General features: G+C 67.1%; 14 protein-coding genes. 8 read left to right on the forward strand and 6 right to left on the reverse strand.

Annotation, left to right across the window (positions count from 1 at the left end):
- Positions 1–82: 82 nt before the first annotated feature.
- Complete coding sequence (locus tag LZC95_25410) at positions 83–1,537, forward strand: MFS transporter (GenBank protein ID WXB00140.1); 1,455 nt, start codon at positions 83–85, stop codon at positions 1,535–1,537.
- Here the strand turns inward: LZC95_25410 and LZC95_25415 are convergent.
- Positions 1,460–2,053: a hypothetical protein gene (locus LZC95_25415; protein WXB00141.1), complete on the reverse strand. Its 594-nt coding sequence runs from the start codon at positions 2,051–2,053 to the stop codon at positions 1,460–1,462. The genes LZC95_25410 and LZC95_25415 overlap by 78 nt on opposite strands.
- 42 nt (positions 2,054–2,095) lie before the next feature.
- On the opposite strand from LZC95_25415, the gene ade reads away from it, so the two are divergent.
- A complete protein-coding gene (ade, locus tag LZC95_25420; protein ID WXB00142.1) occupies positions 2,096–3,784 on the forward strand; it encodes an adenine deaminase in 1,689 nt (562 codons plus the stop codon).
- A gap of 20 nt (positions 3,785–3,804) precedes the next feature.
- Positions 3,805–4,983, forward strand: a complete 1,179-nt coding sequence (locus LZC95_25425; protein ID WXB00143.1) for a patatin-like phospholipase family protein — start codon at positions 3,805–3,807, stop codon at positions 4,981–4,983.
- Positions 4,984–5,185: 202 nt separating this feature from the next.
- Here LZC95_25425 and LZC95_25430 read toward each other — a convergent pair whose 3' ends face one another.
- Entirely contained in the window at positions 5,186–5,542 is a 357-nt protein-coding gene (locus LZC95_25430) for a four helix bundle protein (GenBank protein WXB00144.1), read from the reverse strand.
- A gap of 380 nt (positions 5,543–5,922) precedes the next feature.
- Between LZC95_25430 and LZC95_25435 the strand changes: the two genes are divergently transcribed.
- Positions 5,923–6,279 (forward strand): four helix bundle protein, encoded by a 357-nt coding sequence (locus LZC95_25435; protein WXB00145.1) that lies wholly within the window; start codon positions 5,923–5,925, stop codon positions 6,277–6,279.
- A 157-nt stretch (positions 6,280–6,436) separates the two neighbouring features.
- Here the strand turns inward: LZC95_25435 and LZC95_25440 are convergent, their stop codons facing one another.
- Positions 6,437–7,540: an acetylserotonin O-methyltransferase gene (locus LZC95_25440; GenBank protein ID WXB00146.1), complete on the reverse strand. Its 1,104-nt coding sequence runs from the start codon at positions 7,538–7,540 to the stop codon at positions 6,437–6,439.
- Positions 7,541–7,596: 56 nt separating this feature from the next.
- On the opposite strand from LZC95_25440, the gene LZC95_25445 reads away from it, so the two are divergent.
- The 4 genes from LZC95_25445 (at position 7,597) to LZC95_25460 (ending at position 13,482) form a co-directional block, all read left to right on the forward strand.
- Positions 7,597–8,187: a DUF2760 domain-containing protein gene (locus LZC95_25445; protein WXB00147.1), complete on the forward strand. Its 591-nt coding sequence runs from the start codon at positions 7,597–7,599 to the stop codon at positions 8,185–8,187.
- A complete protein-coding gene (locus LZC95_25450) occupies positions 8,184–10,031 on the forward strand; it encodes an Hsp70 family protein (protein ID WXB00148.1) in 1,848 nt (615 codons plus the stop codon). The genes LZC95_25445 and LZC95_25450 overlap by 4 nt, the downstream gene beginning before the upstream one ends.
- 3 nt (positions 10,032–10,034) lie before the next feature.
- Positions 10,035–12,788 carry a hsp70 family protein gene (locus LZC95_25455; protein WXB00149.1) on the forward strand — a complete coding sequence of 918 codons (2,754 nt, stop codon included), beginning with the start codon at positions 10,035–10,037 and terminating at the stop codon, positions 12,786–12,788.
- Positions 12,789–12,873: 85 nt separating this feature from the next.
- Entirely contained in the window at positions 12,874–13,482 is a 609-nt protein-coding gene (locus LZC95_25460) for a hypothetical protein (GenBank protein ID WXB00150.1), read from the forward strand.
- 206 nt (positions 13,483–13,688) lie between these two features.
- Here the strand turns inward: LZC95_25460 and LZC95_25465 are convergent, their stop codons facing one another.
- From LZC95_25465 to LZC95_25475, 3 genes are read right to left on the reverse strand one after another with little or no spacing between them, the layout of a single operon-like run.
- Entirely contained in the window at positions 13,689–14,558 is an 870-nt protein-coding gene (locus tag LZC95_25465) for a hypothetical protein (GenBank protein WXB00151.1), read from the reverse strand.
- Positions 14,559–14,560: 2 nt separating this feature from the next.
- Positions 14,561–15,547 (reverse strand): PEGA domain-containing protein, encoded by a 987-nt coding sequence (locus tag LZC95_25470; protein WXB00152.1) that lies wholly within the window; start codon positions 15,545–15,547, stop codon positions 14,561–14,563.
- Entirely contained in the window at positions 15,544–16,941 is a 1,398-nt protein-coding gene (locus LZC95_25475) for a protein kinase (GenBank protein ID WXB00153.1), read from the reverse strand. Before LZC95_25475 ends, LZC95_25470 begins: the two co-directional genes overlap by 4 nt.
- Positions 16,942–17,022: the final 81 nt, after the last annotated feature.

Genomic DNA, 17,022 nt, shown 5'->3' on the forward strand with positions numbered 1-17,022 from the left:
GAACCTATCTGCATCCGCAATGTCTTCTCCAAAACGTACGAATCGTGCGGTAACGACGGCCGCGATCCTGCTCTCGTTGTTCATGGCAGCGATGGAAACCACCGTGGTCGCGACGGCGATGCCCACGGTGGTCGCGGATCTCGGGGCGCTCGAGTTGTACGGGTGGGTCGGCGCGGTGTACTTGCTGGGCAATACGGTGGCGATGCCCATCTACGGCAAGCTGTCCGACATTTATGGGCGCAAATCGCTCATGATGGTCGGCATCACGCTGTTCTTGATTGGCTCGATGGCCAGCGGGCTCTCGCAGTCGATGGTTCAGTTGATCGCCTTCCGCGGGCTGCAAGCGCTCGGCGCCGGTGGACTGCAGACGCTCGCGTTCACGGTGGCGGGCGACATCTACGAGGTGAAGGAGCGCGCGCGCATCCAAGGCATCTTCGGCGCGGTCTGGGCCATCGCGGGCATGAGCGGGCCGTTCTTGGGCGGCCTCCTGGTGAAGTTCCTCTCGTGGCGGTGGGTCTTCTACGTCAACGTTCCCGTCGGTGTTTTGGCGGCGTTTCTCTATGTCGTGGCCTTCCACGAGTCGGTGGCGAAGCGCCCGGCGAAGCTGGACATCCCGGGCGCGCTGGTCGTCACGGCCATGGTCGTGTCGCTCTTGTTGGGCACGAGCCGCGTGGCCCCGGCGATCACGATTCCGCTCGCCATCGGGTTCGGCGTGATCATGATGCTGGTCGAGCGCCGCGCCGAAGAGCCGGTGATCCCGCTGGATCTGTTGCGGCAAAAGGTCATCGGCCTGTCGTGCATTCTGGGCGGCGTGGTGGGCGCGACGATGATGTCGGTGGTGACCTACCTACCCTTGTACCTGCAAGGGATCTTGGGCACGAGCGCCACCACGGCGGGCTCGATGCTCTCGCCGCTGCTCATCGGCTGGCCGCTGGCGGCGACCCTCACGGGGCGCATTCTGTCGCGTCTCTCGTACCGCACGATCATGATCTTCGGCTGGACCTTGGCGACGGCATCGCTGGTCGTGCTCTCGGTGGAGATCGCGAACGTGGCCGCGCCGGGCGTGCTCTACGCCATCATGTTCTTCCTCGGCCTGGGCCTCGGCTTCGCCAACACGCCCATCATCCTCGTGTTGCAGGAGAGCGTGACGTGGCGGCAGCGCGGCCAAGCCACCGCGGCCAGCTCGTTCTTCCGCACCATCGGTGGATCCATCGCGGTGGGCGCGCTCGGTGCGATCCTCGCGGGCGGCCTCGCAGGCCTCGCCGACCCGCGCCTGCTGTCCGAGATCATGGGCCCCGAGCACGGCCATCACCTGGATCCGGCGTTGATGGGCCGCATCTCGGCGCAGCTGGAAACGTCGCTGGTGACCATCTTCCGCATCATCGCGGCGATGGCGGCGTCGGCCCTGGCGCTGGCGTTGTTCTTCCCGCCCCTGCGCCTGGGTCAGGGGGAGGCGTCGCTAAGGGAGCGTCAGGATGGGGCCCTTGATGACGGACCTGTCGGACAGGACACCGAAGACGCGAAGATGACGACCTGACTGCAGCCCGCCCATGTTCGACGTGTAGAGCGTCAGGTGGTGCTGGCCCGCGGGGATGGTCACCGAGCCGTTGGCCTTGTTGATCCACTTGCCTTCTTCCATGACGCCGAGCCCGGAGGACATACGGCCGAGCTCCAGGGTGCCGCCGAACATCTGCGGCGCCTCTTCGGTCCCGATCATCGTGTTCACGCGAAAGAAGTTGTCAGGCTCGCCGCGTTCGTCCGTCGACATGAGGAAGAGCGCCGCAAGCGGCCCCGTCACGTCCACGACGAACGCAAGATCGAGCAGGCCATCGGGATAGAGGTACGCATCGCGCCCGCCCACCTTGTCCACCCGGAGCGAGTCCGGCGCAATCTGCAGGGTGCGTACGCTCGCCCCGCTTGCCGAAACTTCCACGGTCGTGGACGACGACGAGGGCGTTTGTGCCGTCGTGTTCGAGCTGCCGCCGCATGCGAAAACGGTGGCCAAAGCAAACAGGCCAACCACGTGGACGAGGGACTTCGGGGGACGGGTCATGCGCGCATCTTAAGCGAGCCCGATTCTTGGTACACTACGAAGATGGATGCGGTGAAATTGGCTCGGCTGATCGATGCAGCGCAAGGGCGCGTGCCGTGCGACGTGGTGGTCAAAGACGTGCGGTACCTCGATGTGTTCTCGTGCACGTGGCACCAGGGGGACTTGGCCGTCAAGGATGGGTTCCTGGTGGGGCTGGAGCCCGGGCTCTCGGCCACGCGCACCATCGAGGGGCGCGGCCGCTCCGTGGTGCCGGGATTTTGCGATGCCCACGTGCACCTGGAGAGCTCCCTCCTTACGCCGCACCACTTTCAGCGTGCGGTGCTGCCGCGCGGAACGACGTCGGCCATCTGCGATCCGCACGAGCTGGCCAATGTGATCGGCCTCGGTGGCATTCGCTATTTCCTCGATGCGTCGCGCGGCATGGCGCTGAACCTGCGCGTGATGCTCAGCTCCTGCGTGCCGGCGACCGACTTCGAGACCAACGGCGGCGGGACCATCGACGCCGCGGCCCTGGCCACCTTGCTGGATCACCCGAAGACCTTGGGCCTCGCCGAGATGATGAACGTGCCCGGCGTGCTTCATGCCGATCCGTCCGTGCTGGCGAAGCTCGAGACCTTCGCCGGACGGCGCATCGATGGGCATTGCCCGCTGGTGCGCGGGCGGGATCTTTCGGCCTACGCGGCCGCGGGCATTTCCAGCTGCCACGAGAGCTCCGAGTACGAGGAGGCGAAGGAGAAGCTCACCAAGGGCATCGCGGTATGGATCCGCGAGGGCAGCGTGGCCAAGGATCTGCGCGCGCTGGCGCCGCTGCTCACGATGGCCACGTCGACGAGCATCGGCTTCTGCACGGACGATCGCAACCCGCTGGACATCGCGCGCGAGGGGCACATCGATCACTTGGTGCGAGGGGCCATCGGATACGGCGTGCCCCCGGAAGTGGCCTACCGTGCGGCGTCCTTCAGCGTGGCGCGCCACTACGGGCTCGTGCGGCGCGGCGCCATTGCGCCAGGGCACGTGGCCGATTTGATCTTGCTCGACGACGTCGCGACGTGTGCCATCTCGGACGTGCTCGTCGCCGGCACGCCCGTGGGCGAGCTCGATCTTTCGGGCGATGCCGATGCACGCGAGGGCGCTGCAGCGCGCGGAACGATGAAGGCGCACGTTCCCGAAGCGCGCGATCTCGAAGGCCCCTCGGGCAGCGTGCACGTCATCGGCGTGCGCGAGGGGCGCATTCTCACCGATCGCGCCGTCATGGCGCACGATGCCGAGGGCGTCGCGAGGCTCACCGTGCTCGAGCGCTATGGGCACGGCTCGAGGCCGGCCAACGGCTACGTCCGCGGCTTCGGGCGCAACTTCCGCGGCGCCATCGCATCGAGCGTGGGGCACGATAGCCACAACCTCATCGTCGTCGGGAGCAACACCGCCGACATGCGCATGGCGCTCGCAACGTTGATCGACAGCGGCGGTGGGTTCTGCGTCGTCGGCGGCGGGGCGGTGCACGCGCACCTCGGCTTACCCATTGGCGGACTCATGTCCCCCGAGGAGCCGATTTTCATCGAGCGGGCCTTGGGGAAATTGCATCATGCAAGCAAGGAGATCGGCTGCGAACTTCCGGAGCCATTTCTCCAGCTCGCGTTTCTCAGCCTCCCGGTCATTCCGTCGCTCAAGCTCACCGACCGAGGTCTCATGGATGTCGATGCGTTCCAGTTGATCGACGTGCGCGCCGCATGACGTCTCCCGCCCCCGTGACCATGAAACGAGTCGCCCTCATCCTGGCCGGCGGTGCCGCGCGGGGTGCTTACGAGGTGGGCGTCGTGGCGTATCTCCTCCAAGAGGTGTCGCGGGCACTGGGGCGCGACGTGCCGCTCGACATTCTGTGCGGCACGTCGGTGGGCGCGCTCAATGTCGCAGGCCTTGCTGCATATGCCGACGAGCCACGCGATCGGGCGCAGCGCCTCGTGGACGTGTGGCGCGAACTGCGCGTGGGCGATCTCGTCAAGTCCGACTTGCGCGGGCTCTTGGCCGGATCGCGCGCACTGCTCGACACGAGCGGGCTGGAAAAGCTCGTGGCGGACAAAATTCCGTTTGCGCGCATCGGCGACAATTTGGCGCGCGGGATGCTCACCGCGGTGACCATTTCGACGACGCACGTGGCGAGCGGCAAGACCATCGTGTTCGTGCAACGCGGCGAGCCGGGGCTCATGGCCTGGGGCCACGAGCCGACCCTCGAGCCGCGCGCAGCGATCCTCACCGAGCATCATGCGCTGGCGTCGGCAGCGATTCCCATTTTGTTCCGGCCGGTGCTCATCGATGGGCAGTACTACTGCGACGGCGGCCTGCGCCAGAACGTGCCACTCTCACCGGCACGGCGTCTCGGCGCCGACGGACTGCTCATCGTAAATCCGCGTTACATCCGGCAAAACGGCCGCGATGCCACCGCGGAGGAGGAACCGCGCCCGGGGCCACTGCTGCTTTTTGGCAAGGCGCTCAATTCGCTGTTGCTCGACCGACTCGACACCGACTTGGCGCGCCTCGAGGGCATCAATCGCCTTCTGTCGGCGGGCACGCGACGGTTCGGTCCAGGCTTCGTCGATGCCATCAACGAGGAGCTCGGCCGCACCGCACCGCCCAAAATCCGTCCACTGTCGACGATTCTGGTGCGCGCCTCGGAGGACATCGGCAAGATGAGCGTGGAGTTCGTGCGCTCGCCAAAGTTCCAGGGCCGCGTAGGCGGGCCGCTCGCGCGTGTAATGCGGCGCCTCGCCGAAGCGGGCGGCGATTCGGAGTCCGATTTGCTGTCGTACGTGCTCTTCGACGGGGAATTCGCGTCCGAGCTGATCGATCTGGGGTGGCTCGACGCCAAAGCGCGCCACGACGAATTGTGCGCATTCTTCGAGTCCATGTGGACCCCCCGCGACTCCCTCGCGTGACGGGTTGAATCTGGATCTGGGTCTGAATCCGATTCCGAATCCGATTCCGAATCCGAATCCGATTCCGAATCCGATTCCGATTCCGATTCCGATTCCGAATCCGAATCCGATTCCGAATCCGAGTCAGATTCAGATTCAGAATCAGCGGCGCGGGCGGTGGCGGGGAGCTGGGCGGTGAATGCCCAGCTCCCCGACGGACGCGCTAGCGCATAGCGCCAAGGTGGTGAAGGATGGCGGCGACTTTGTCGAGCAATCGCTCGCCGCCTTCGATTTGGTGAGCGTCGACGTAGCCCCAGGCGACCGCAACGCGCAGAGCGGCACGTGATTCGCTGTTGGAGCCTGCCGCGGTGGAGAAGCGTGCGATGCGGTGCCCGCCTTGGCTACGATTGCCTTCGGCGATGTTCAATGCGACGGAGCTGAGGGCCCTTCGAAGCTGCTCGCCCAAGTCGCGGTCGCAGCGACGGATATGCATTACTGTGGGACGAAGAAGCTCGATGGCTTGAATCGCCAGCTCGAGGACCTGAAACTTGGAGGGGCGGTGGGGTGTTCTTGCTTGCATGCCCCCTCCAGCGAAAGAAGCGTGACAGCGCCTTGGCCTCGATCGCCGAGCCACGACGGGCGCTGGCGCGCTTCTTTCGCGCCCGGGCAGGCAAGCAAGAACACCCCGCCGCACCGGGATTCACGTCGAGAGCAGCCTTCGAATCCGAGTCCACCTCCGGCATCGGAGCTGCGTCGTCGTGCGCCAGCGAAGCTGCGTAGTCGTAGGGCATCGGAGCCGCGTCGTGCTGCAGCGAAAGTCGAACCTCGCGCTCGATCGGAAGCCGGTGCGGCGGGTCGGTTTTGCTTGCCTGCCCGAACGCGAAAGAAGCGCGCCAGCGCCCCCCACACGGCGGCCTTCGACAGCGAGGGCGCTGTCACGCTTCTTTCGCTCGGGGGGGCATGCAAGCAAAACCGCCCCACCGCCCCTTTGGTTTCCACGTCCTCGAGCTGGCCGTTCAAGCCATCGAGCTCCTTCGCCCCACCGTTGCCCATATCCGGCGCTGCGACCGCGATCTCGGCGAGCAACTTCGACGTTCCCTTAGCTCCATCGCGCTAAACATCGCCGAAGGCGACCGTAGCCAAGGCGGCCATCGCATCGCCCGTTTCTCCACCGCCGCCGGCTCGAACAGCGAATCGCGCGTCGCATTGCGCGTCGCAGTCGCCTGGGGCTACATCCGCCCCCACGAAATCGAACCCGGCGAGGAGTTGCTCAATCGCGTCGCGGCGATGCTTCATCGCCTCGGCGCCACGCGATAGCGCGCCGCCGGGGAGCCGGACCACGCCGTCCCGCTCCCCGGCGCCCCTCCGAATCCGAATCCGATTCCGAATCCGATTCCGATTCCGATTCCGAATCCGATTCCGAATCCGAATCCGATTCCGATTCCGATTCCGATTCCGAATCCGATTCCGACAACTACCGCGCCGTAGCCTCGAGAAGTGTGGAGAGCCCGGGAAGCGGGTGCACGGTGCGCAAGTCGAAGCCCGCCTCGTCGAGAAGCCCTCGGAGCTGGACCTCGGTGCGCTGGCGGCCCTCGGACAGGACGGTCATCATTTCCATGTCGAGGAAATGAACCATGGGGTATGCGGGTTGGTCGGTCACCAGCAATTCTACGATGAGGAGTCGGTGATTCGGATTCATCGCGCGGCGGCAATTTTTCAAAATAGTGAGACTGCGCGCGTCGTCCCAATCGTGCAGAATGTCCTTGAGCAAGTAGGCGTCGGCCCCCGCGGGGATGGCCTCGAAGAAGTCGCCCGATACGAACTCGCAGCGCGAGAGGACGTTGCGCTGGCGCAGGCGGGCGCGCGCGTCTTCGAGGCGGGCGGGCTGGTCGAACAGCATGCCCGAGAGGTGGGGATGCTTGGCCAGAATGCCCGCGAGGAGCATTCCGCTACCGCCGGCGACGTCGCAAAGCTTTTTCACCTCGCGAAAGACGGGCAAGGCCGCGACGCCGGGCGTGTCCAACTCGGTGATGCGCGACATGGCTTCGTCGAAGGTGGCGCCTTGATCGGGGTGCTTCTCGAAGTAACCCCAGAACGACGTGCCGTGCACCCGCTCGAAGGCGCTTTTGCCGGTCATCACTGTGTGCTCCAACTCGGCCCACGCGTGGGCATGGTAGGAGGCACCGAAATATTCCGGGAAGGCCGGCCCGCCCAGGGCGTTCGCGCGCAGGACGCGTGAGACGCGGTTGTTGCCGAAGCGCCCGTCCCGCTCGCGGCGGAAGACGCCGATCTGAACCAGCGCCCGCATCATGCGCTCCAGCGCGTCCGGGTGGGCGCCCGTCCGCCGAGCGAGCTCGGGCGCATCCAGGGGGCCATTTTCCAGGTGATCGGCCAATTTCAGCTTGGCGGCCACGTGGACCATCTGCGTGCGCATCACCGCGAGGGTGTGCTCGACGACTGTGAGCTCGGGGGGCGTGATGAGGTCGAGCACCTTGAGAACGGCCGCCCGCAGCGCGAGCATGCTCTGCACCACGAAACGACCGGGGTTCGGCGGGGGCGTGTACGGTCCGTCGGACATGTCCGGCGTACTCTAATCTTTTTGCTTCGGGTTCCGTGCGGAAGTAGCCTCCGCGCGTGAGCGAAACGACGGATCTTGCCCCCCTCTCCTTCTTCACACGACTTTGGTTCGCGTGGATTGCGTTTTTCCGCGTTCTCTTCGACGGCGAATACGCCGCCCGTGCTTGGGATGCGCGAACGCCGAAGGCGCTGCCTCCTGCCCCTCCCCCTCCGAAGGAGGTGGCGCCTCCGGTGAAGGAAGAGCCCAAGGAGCTGGAGAAGGCCGAAAAATCCGTGGATGGGGCGCTGCAGCTGCTGGGGCTTTTCCAGCGTGAAGGCCGCCTGGTGGACTTTCTGACCCAGGAGATCGCGCCCTTCGCCGACGCGGAAATCGGGGCAACGGCGCGCGTGATCCACGAGGGATGCCGCAAGGCCCTGCTGTCGCACGCCACCATCGTTCCGCTTCGTTCGGAGGACGAGGATACGACGGTCACCTTGAACGCGGGCTTCGATCCGGCCGAGGTGAAGCTGACCGGCAATGTGAAAGGCACCGGCCCCTACCGCGGGGTGTTGCGCCACCGCGGCTGGCGCGCCAAGGAGATCACCTTGCCAGCCGCCGTTTCGGGGCACGATGCGAGCATCCTTTGCCCGGCGGAGGTCGAGCTGTGAGCGACCAAAAGCGCTTCGTCGTGGGTATCGATCTGGGGACCACGCACACGGCCCTGGCGAGTGCCCCGCTCGGGGACGAAAAGGCTCGGCCCGAGGTGACGCCCATCGAGCAGCTCGTGGCCGCCGGCACGGTGGACGCGCGGACCTTGCTGCCGTCGTTCTTGTACTTTGCGGCGGAGGCCGAGGGGCCGCAGGCGCTCCCGTGGGATGCGGAGCGGCGGTTCGCGGTGGGCGAGCTGGCGCGGGCGCGAGGCGCCGATGCACCGCTGCGCACGATTGCAAGCGCCAAGAGCTGGCTCTGTCACACGGGCGTGGACCGGCGCGGGCAGATTTTGCCGCAGGGTGCACCGGAGGACATCGAAAAGATCTCCCCGGTGGAGGTGTCCTGGCGCTACCTGGAGCACCTCACCGAGGCGTGGGATGCCCTGCAAAAACGCCGCGGCGGTGATGCAGCACCGCTGGGTGCGCAGGAGATCGTGATCACGGTGCCGGCGTCGTTCGATGCGGGTGCCCGCGAGCTCACGGCGGAGGCCGCGCTGGCGGCAGGCCTGGAGAACATCACCTTGCTCGAGGAGCCGCAGGCCGCGCTGTACGCGTGGATCGATGCGATGGGCGATGGATGGCGCAAGGAGCTGAAGGTCGGCGATGTCATCCTGGTCGTGGACATCGGCGGCGGGACGACGGACTTTTCGGCCATTGCCGCCGTCGAGAAAGAGGGCTCGCTCGAACTGGTGCGCGTCGCCGTGGGCGATCACATTCTGCTCGGCGGCGACAACATGGACCTCGCGCTCGCACACGTGGTGCGGCAGAAGGTGGCCCAGAACGGGACGGAGCTGGATCGCTGGCAAATGGGCGCTCTCACGCATGCGGCCCGCAGCGCGAAGGAGCGGCTCTTGGGCGATGCCGCGCTCGAGTCGGTGCCCATCGTTCTCGCAGCGCGCGGCTCGAAGCTGGTGGGCGGCGGCGTGCGCAGTGAGCTCACGCGCGAAGAGGTGACGCGCGTGCTCGTGGAAGGCTTCTTCCCGGTGGTGCCGGCGGCGGCGCGGCCTGCGGTGCGGGCGCGTGGTGGTCTGACGCAATTGGGGCTTCCTTATGCATCGGATGCCGCGGTGACGAAGCATCTGGCCGCGTTCTTGGGCAAGCAGGCCGGGGCGCTGGCCACGTTGGGGCTCGCCTCGCAAGGCGGGAGCTTGCTGCATCCAACCGCGGTGCTGTTCAACGGCGGCGTGATGAAGAGCGATGCGCTGCGCGAGCGCCTGCTCACGACGCTCAATGGATGGCTTGCGGAAGATGGAGCAGCGCCGGTGCGCATGCTGGCCGAGGCCGATTACGACTTGGCCGTGGCGCGCGGGGCGGCGGCTTACGGGCTTTCGCGACACGGACGCGGGCTGCGCATCCGCGGCGGTACGGCGCGCGCGTACTACGTCGGCATCGAGAGCGCGATGCCGGCGGTGCCGGGCATGGAGCCGCCGATCACCGCGCTGTGCGTGGCGCCGTTCGGGATGGAGGAAGGCACCGAGGCGAGCCTTCCGCCGAACGAGCTGGGCGTCGTGGTGGGCGAGCCGGTGCGCTTCCGGTTCTTCGGATCGACGGTGCGCCGTGACGACGCCGCAGGTACCGAATTGGAGCGATGGAAGGAAGGAGAGCTCGAGGAGCTCGCCCCCATCGAGGTCACGTTGCCCGCCGAAGGCCGCGCCGAGGGCGACGTCGTTCCGGTGCGGTTGCATGCCTCGGTGACCGAGGTGGGCACGTTGATGCTCGAGGCGGTCGCCACGCAACCGCGCAAGCCGAACGAGCGCTGGGGCATCGAGCTGACCGTGCGCGGAGAGGCGGGATCGACCTAAAGGATGAGAACGAGCGCGCGCGTCGTTGGGATCGATCTCGGCACGACGAACACGCTGCTGGCGTGGGCGGACGCGGAGGGACCGGACCGCACGCCGCGCATTTTCGCAGTTCCGCAGTTGGTCACGCGCACCGAGATCGAGGCGCGCGCTCTCTTGCCATCGTGCCTGTTTGCGCCGGCGGCAGGGGAAATCGAGGGCGATCCCTTTCACGATGCGCCGTACGTCACCGGTGAGTTCGCGCGGCAGCGCGGCGCGCAGGTCCCCGGGCGGCTGATTGCCTCGGCGAAAAGCTGGCTATGCCATGCGGGCGTCGATCGCACGGCGGCGATTCTTCCGTGGGGCTCGGACGACGAATCCGTGCCCAAGGTTTCGCCGCTGGACGCGAGCACCCGGTACCTCGCGCATTTGAAGACGGCGTACGACGCGGCGCACCCGGATACGCCGCTCGCCGATACCGAGGTGGTGCTCACCGTACCGGCGTCGTTCGACGAGGGCGCGCGCGAGCTCACCTTGGAGGCGGCGACCCGCGCGGGCCTGAACGTGCGCTTGCTCGAGGAGCCGCAGGCCGCGTTCTACGATTGCATGCAGCGCATCGGCACCGCCGGGCTCGAGGCGCTCATCGCGGGCACACAAGCCGCGCACGTGCTCGTCTGCGACGTGGGCGGCGGCACGACGGATCTCTCGCTCATTCGCGTCGAACGCGGGGAAAGTGGCCCCGTGGTTTCGCGCATCGCCACCGGGCATCACCTCTTGCTCGGCGGCGACAACATGGACCTCACTTTGGCCCATCTCTGCGAAGAGCGGCTCGAGACGAAGTTCGACCCCGGGCGCTTTGCACAGCTCACCGCGGCCTGCCGCACGGCCAAAGAGCGGCTTCTGGGCGGCCAAGGTGAGAACGTGCCGGAGGAGGCGGCCGTCACGGTGCTCGGGCATGGCGCCAAGCTCGTGGGCGGCTCGCTCAGCACGAAGCTCACACGGGACGAGGTGGAGCGCATCGTCCTGGAGGGCTTTTTCCCCAAGGTGGAGCGCGATGCGCGGCCGCAACGCACGCGGGGTGCCTTGGTCGCGTTCGGGCTCCCGTACGAGCGCGACGTGGCCATCACGCGGCACATCGCCTGGTTCGTCGCGCGGCACGTGGGCTCGGGGACGCGCATCGACGCGCTGTTGCTGAACGGCGGCGTCTTCCGCGCGACGCGCATCGCCGAGCGGGTCGCGGAGGTGGTGAGCTCGTGGCACCCCGAAGGCGCGCCTGGACCCGCGGTGCTTCCCCATCCCGATCCCGACTTCGGTGTGGCCCGAGGCGCCGTCGCCTATGCGCTCGCACTGCGCGGACACGGCGTTCGCATTCAAGGTGGCGCGGCGCACGGCTATTACGTGGCCCTGGGCGACGGCACCAAGGCCGTCTCGGTCGTGCCGCGCGGCACCAAAGAAGACGTCACCGCCGTGGCGGAGGGGGTTCCCCTAGCCCTCACCGTCGGGCGGCCCGTGCGCTTCGACCTGTTCGCGGCCGACGACGCGCGCATCGATCCCGCGGGCACCGTCGTGCCGCTCGATGAAGAGCACTTCCGTCCCCTTCCCCCTGCCGCGGTGACGTTTCGCGCCGAAGGCAAAGAAGAGAAGGGAGAGAAGCGCGAGATCGCCGTCGTGCTCGAGGGAAAGCTCAGCGCGATTGGCACCTTGGATCTCGCGTGCGTCGAATCCGATCCGCCCGCGGGCAAGGCCCCACGCCGCTTTCGCCTCGCCTTCCAGCTGCGCGCCCCGGCCGTGGAACGCGAGCGCACCACGTCGATTCCCCCGGCGACCTCACTGCGCGGCAAGAAGTTCGACGCGGCCCACGATCTCATCGACCGCGCCTTCGGCAAGCCCCGCCAGGACGCGTCGCCGCGCGACGTGAAGGATCTCGTGCGCGAGCTCGAACGGCTCCTCGGCGAGCGCTCGAGCTGGACGATGCTCGACGCGCGCACGCTGTACGATGCGCTCATCCCGCTCGCGCGCAACCGCCGCCGCACCGCCGACCACGAGCGCGTCTTCTGGCTGCTCGCCGGGTATTGCCTGCGGCCTGGCTTCGGCGATCCCCACGACAGCGCGCGCGTGTCGCGCCTCGCATCGCTCTTCTCCGAAAAGCTCGCCTTCGTGGACGGCCCCCGCGGCTGGCAACAGTTCTTCATCGCCTGGCGCCGGGTCGCCGCAGGGCTCGACGAGGCTGCGCAGACGCAGATCGTCGACACCTTCGAGGCCTTCGTGGCCCCGCCCGATCGCGGCATCAAAAAGCCCAAAAAGCTGAAGCCCGAGGCACTCGACGATCTGCTCGAGATGCTCTCGACCCTCGAGCGGCTTCCCCCTCAGCGCCGCGCGGAGCTCGGCAGCTACATCCTCGAGCGCACGTGGACCGATCGCGATCCGCGACTCTGGGCCGCGCTCGGGCGCCTCGGTGCGCGCGTGCCGGCGTATGCCAGCGTGCACCACGTCGTCTCGGCCATCACGGCGGAGCGGTGGCTCGACCATCTCTTGCGCGAGAAGTGGGAGCAGGTCCCCACGGCCACGCGCGCGGCGGTGGAGCTTGCGCGCATGACCGGCGACCGCGCACGCGACGTCGGCGAGCGCGTGCGCCGCGACGTGGAAAAGCGTCTGGTCAAACTCGCCGCCAAGCCCGAGTGGATTCGCGCCGTGCGCGAGCACGTGCCCGTGGAAGAATCCGACCGCGCCGCGTTTTACGGCGAAGGACTGCCCCTCGGATTGCGCCTCATGGAGGAGTAAGTCGCGGCCGTCCCAGCTTGTCCCCTATTCAGACGAATGGTTGGCCGTGCCCAGAATGGATACTTCGTTTTGCACGGAGGTCATCATGCATTCGGGCAAACTCGGCGTGCTCTTCTCGGGAATCGTTTTCAGTCTTTTTATCGCAGCTTGCGCCACGGAAGAGCCGCAGGCGACGGACGAACCGTCGAATCGAAGCGAGGCAGTTCAAGATATCGTCTTTCCGACGTGCGCCGATGTCGGCACGCCGGACTTAACGGTGACGGACATACCAGGCAACTGTGGTGGCGTTCTTTCGTATTCGTCGCCCAATGACCAGTACAACCATGGCCTCTTTTGCGACAGCTATGTCGTGGATTTCGCCAACAAGCCCGTCGGCGGCTTCCGCGCAGGCCTGGACCACGTCGTTCACTCGCAGGGCGAGTGCACGGGATTGCATGCATCCTACACGGTTTACGCCTACGACGGCACGAAGTGGGTTTCGAGCGGATCGGCCAGGACCCACGGCGTATGGTCCTCAGGCCAATTCGGCGGCTGCTCGATGCAACTCGACTCCGGCTCGTCCTTCCCCGTCGCAGGCACGGGCACGAAGTGGCGCGTGGTCGTACGGGCCTACGAGAAGAACTGCAACGGCGACGATTGTTACACCGACAAGAAGCGCGTCTCCGTAAGCCAATTCGGCGGCCCGCCCTGCTGAGGGTACGGTAACCAGGATTTAGACGGCACAGAAGAAGGAAACGCCAAGATGCCAGAGACGCCAGGATCGCCAGTGGAACCTGCAATAAATCAAATGAGGGTATATTGTTGGTTCCCCTGGCGATCCTGGCGTCTCTTTTTTGGCGCCCTGGCGGTTTCTTCTTCCTCTTTTTTTCACAAAGCAAGCGAGCCGAGAGCGTCATCGCCTCAGCGAATTTGCCACTTGGCGCGCAGGTACTCTTCGATGAGGCGGCGGTTCGACTCGGAAAGGGACGCGGTGTAGACGAGGAGTTCGCCCACCATCGCCGATGCGAATTCGTCCATGCCGGGGGCGCAGCCCAGGGTGAGCGCGTCCGCTGCGGGGAGATCGCTGTCGAGCAGTGAGGCTTGCTCGGCGAGCTGCCCATTTCGGTAGGTGCGGATGCCGCCAACGTCGCGTGCGACCAGGCGGGCCGAGAGGACTTCCCATGCTGCGCCCGAGGAACCGAGCCGCGGTGTTTCTCGGGCGCCGGTCGCCGTGGTCACCAGAAGGCCCAAGAGGGGTGCGTCGCCGTGCGCGTTGTCCGCGTTCGAGTCCCACGGAAAGGCGACGATGCCCCCGGGGCCGAAGCGAACGACGTTCGTGGCATTCCCGCGGCTGACCACGAACAAGGTGAGCCCGCGCGGTGCACCGATCGCGGTCCATGCGACGGAGAGGCACGTCTTCTGGACGCGGTCGAAGACGACGACCGGTGCGGGCACGGTCGCATCGCGCACCAAGCGTGGACGGCGCGATGGTTCGATGGGGGTGGCCGAATGCCCCTTTCCGGAGCGATCCTCCCACAGCGTGATGGTCCCCTCGGCGTCGGCGAGGGCCGAGACGCCCACGTCGGCGGAGAGCCACAAGGCGAGCCCCTCGAGGCTGCGCGGATCGACGGCCTGCGCATCGGAGCCCGCGTCGCCTGCTGGGGATGCATCGGAGGAGGGCGGCGCGCCCGCGTCGAGGGTGGCCCCGTCGAATTCGGCACCGAGGATCTGCGCGCAGCCACCGACCGCGAGCAGGCAGACAACGGCGGCTGCAAAGCGGCGCGAGAGCATCGTCAGAACGAGTGCCGGAGCGTGAGACCTCCCCCGCGCGGCGACACGAGGGGCTCGATGGCCGTCGTCGGCGACGGCGCGGGGCGGTTGGTCAGCACGAGGTAAAGCCCACCCGCAATCGCCACGGCGCCGGCCGCAAAGGTGATCGTGCTCACGGTGGCGAATGTATCGCCGGAGCGCGCGGCGTCGTAGCCGGTGGCGTTGCACGCGTTGTTGGCGTCGCAATTGTCACGGCGAAGGTGCTCGCGATCCAGGGCAAAAAGCCCGGTAACGCTGCCGACCCAGACGCTCGCGATCCCGAGCCCGAGCGCGCCGATGCCGAGCGCGCGCAAGACGCTGGCGTGGCGCTCGCGATCGCGCGGGCCTTGCGCCGTGTTCTCGACGAAGGTGGGCACCGCCTCCTCCAGCGGGGGGCCGGGCCACACGGCGAGCTTCCGCGCCTCGCCCGAGCCGAGGCTGACGCCCTGGCGCGAGCCTCGGTAGCCGACGGCGGTGACCACGACGAGGTGGTTGCCCGCCGGGAGAAGCAACGAGACGCCAAGCTCCTTGGGCCCGAGAACCCGGCCGTCGAGGGTTACCGTGGTCTCGGCGGGTGCGCCGCCGCCGAGGCGCAATTCGAGGCGTGCGGAGCGCTTTTCGAGGGACGAGATGCGCTCGTGCACCAAGGGGAGGCGGTCGTCTTTGACGGAGAGACGCGCGAAAGCTTGCTCGTAATACGCAAGGGCGACGTCGGGGTGACCTTGGTTCTCTTCGCAATCGCCAAGGTTGATCAAGGTACCGACGGCGGTGGGGTCGAGGCGGAGGCTCTCGCGGAAGTACTGGCAGGCGCGCGCAAAGTCGCCTTTGACGGAGGCATCGCGCCCGGCCTCGAAAAGGCGATCGGCCTCGGTGGGTGCCCGGGGCGGCTCGGCATGCAGAGGCGCCGGCGCGGCGAGGACACTGGCCAGGGCACAGGCGGCGAGGAAACGCGGAAGGACGGAGGGGATCACTTGCGGCGATCGAGCCAGGTTTTTTCGCGGGGAGGCTCGCGCGGCGGCGGCTTGCGGGACTTGTGCGTGGCGCCCCCCTTTCCCGTGGCCGCGGGAGATGGATTGGAGAGCTCCAGGTCGACCGGGGTCTCGCTGGAGGCCGGAGGCTCGGGCTCGCTGGCCGAAACCGGTGCCGGCGGCGGCGGTGTTTCGACGGCGACGCTCGGAGTAGGCGGCGGCCGCATTTTCCCCATCACCACGAAGCTCCCAACCAAGGCCAGCGCCACCAGCAATCCCGACGTGGCCGCCACCACCCAGCCACGGAGCTTGGGGGCCGCCGGCTTCGCCACGCTGACCGACAACTCCGCCCCCGTGGTGTCGGCCATCTCCTGGCCTTCTTGCCCAAACGGCGGACGCAACACGTGCGATAGCGTGTCGCGCCAAGGAACCCCGGGAACCGACACCCGCGAAATCCGCGGATGGCTTCCGCTCGCTTCGGCCGCGACCAGCGAAATTCGCCCCCACGACGACGACAGCGACTCCTCGGCCGCCCGCAGGGCATGCTGCATGGCCTTGGCGCTCGACCACCGCCTGGCCTTGTCGTACGAAAGCGCCCGGTCCACGACCTCCACGATTTCCGGGGCGACGTCGGGAGCCACCTCCGCAAGCGACAGCGCCGAACGCGTCGCCGCGGCAATGAGCACCTCGTTGGCGGTCTCGTATTCGTGCACCAGCCGACCGGACAACAAGGTGTACATCGTTGCGCCCGTCGCCCACACGTCGGAGAGCGCATCGACCTTGTCCATGTGCCCCAGGGCCTGCTCGGGCGGCATGAAGGCCGGCGTCCCCATCGCGGTCGCCGTATGCGAAACGGGCCCTCCGCTATTGCGCAGACGCGCGATCCCGAAGTCGAACAACTTCACCGTCCGGTCGCGCGTGAAGAAGATGTTTTCCGGCTTGATGTCACGATGCACAATGCCGCCGCCATGCGCGGTACCGAGAATGTCCAGCACGCCATCGATGATCGTGAGCACGTCCTGCACGGGCAAGCGCCCGCCGAGACGCTCCGCGCGGTGGGCCGCGGTCTCACCGTCGAGCAGCTCCATCACCAAGAAGGCCGCGCCGTCTTCCGTCACGTCGTCGTCGAGCACCCGCACCACGCCCGGATGCTGAACGGCATTGGCCGCATACCCTTCCCTCTTGAAGCGCTTGCTCAGGGCCTGGTCGATCGACAGCTGCAGGTGCAGCACCTTCAGCGCGACACGGTTTCCATTCCGATGCGTCGCAGCATAGACGGCCGCCATCCCGCCGGTGCCCAGGAGGGCATCGACGTGCCATTTGTTCCGGATGACTGTGCCGACCCGCGCATCGACGATGTCGAGCACAGTCTGATCGAGGTTTGCCTCGGCCTGCACTAAAGCTCAGGGTAGCATGCTCCCCAGGCGTTGGCGCAGATCTCGACGCGCTCCCGCCATCGATAAATACACCGATATGTC

The sequence above is a fragment of the Sorangiineae bacterium MSr12523 genome, from assembly GCA_037157775.1.
Classification (GTDB): domain Bacteria; phylum Myxococcota_A; class Polyangia; order Polyangiales; family Polyangiaceae; genus Pendulispora; species Pendulispora brunnea.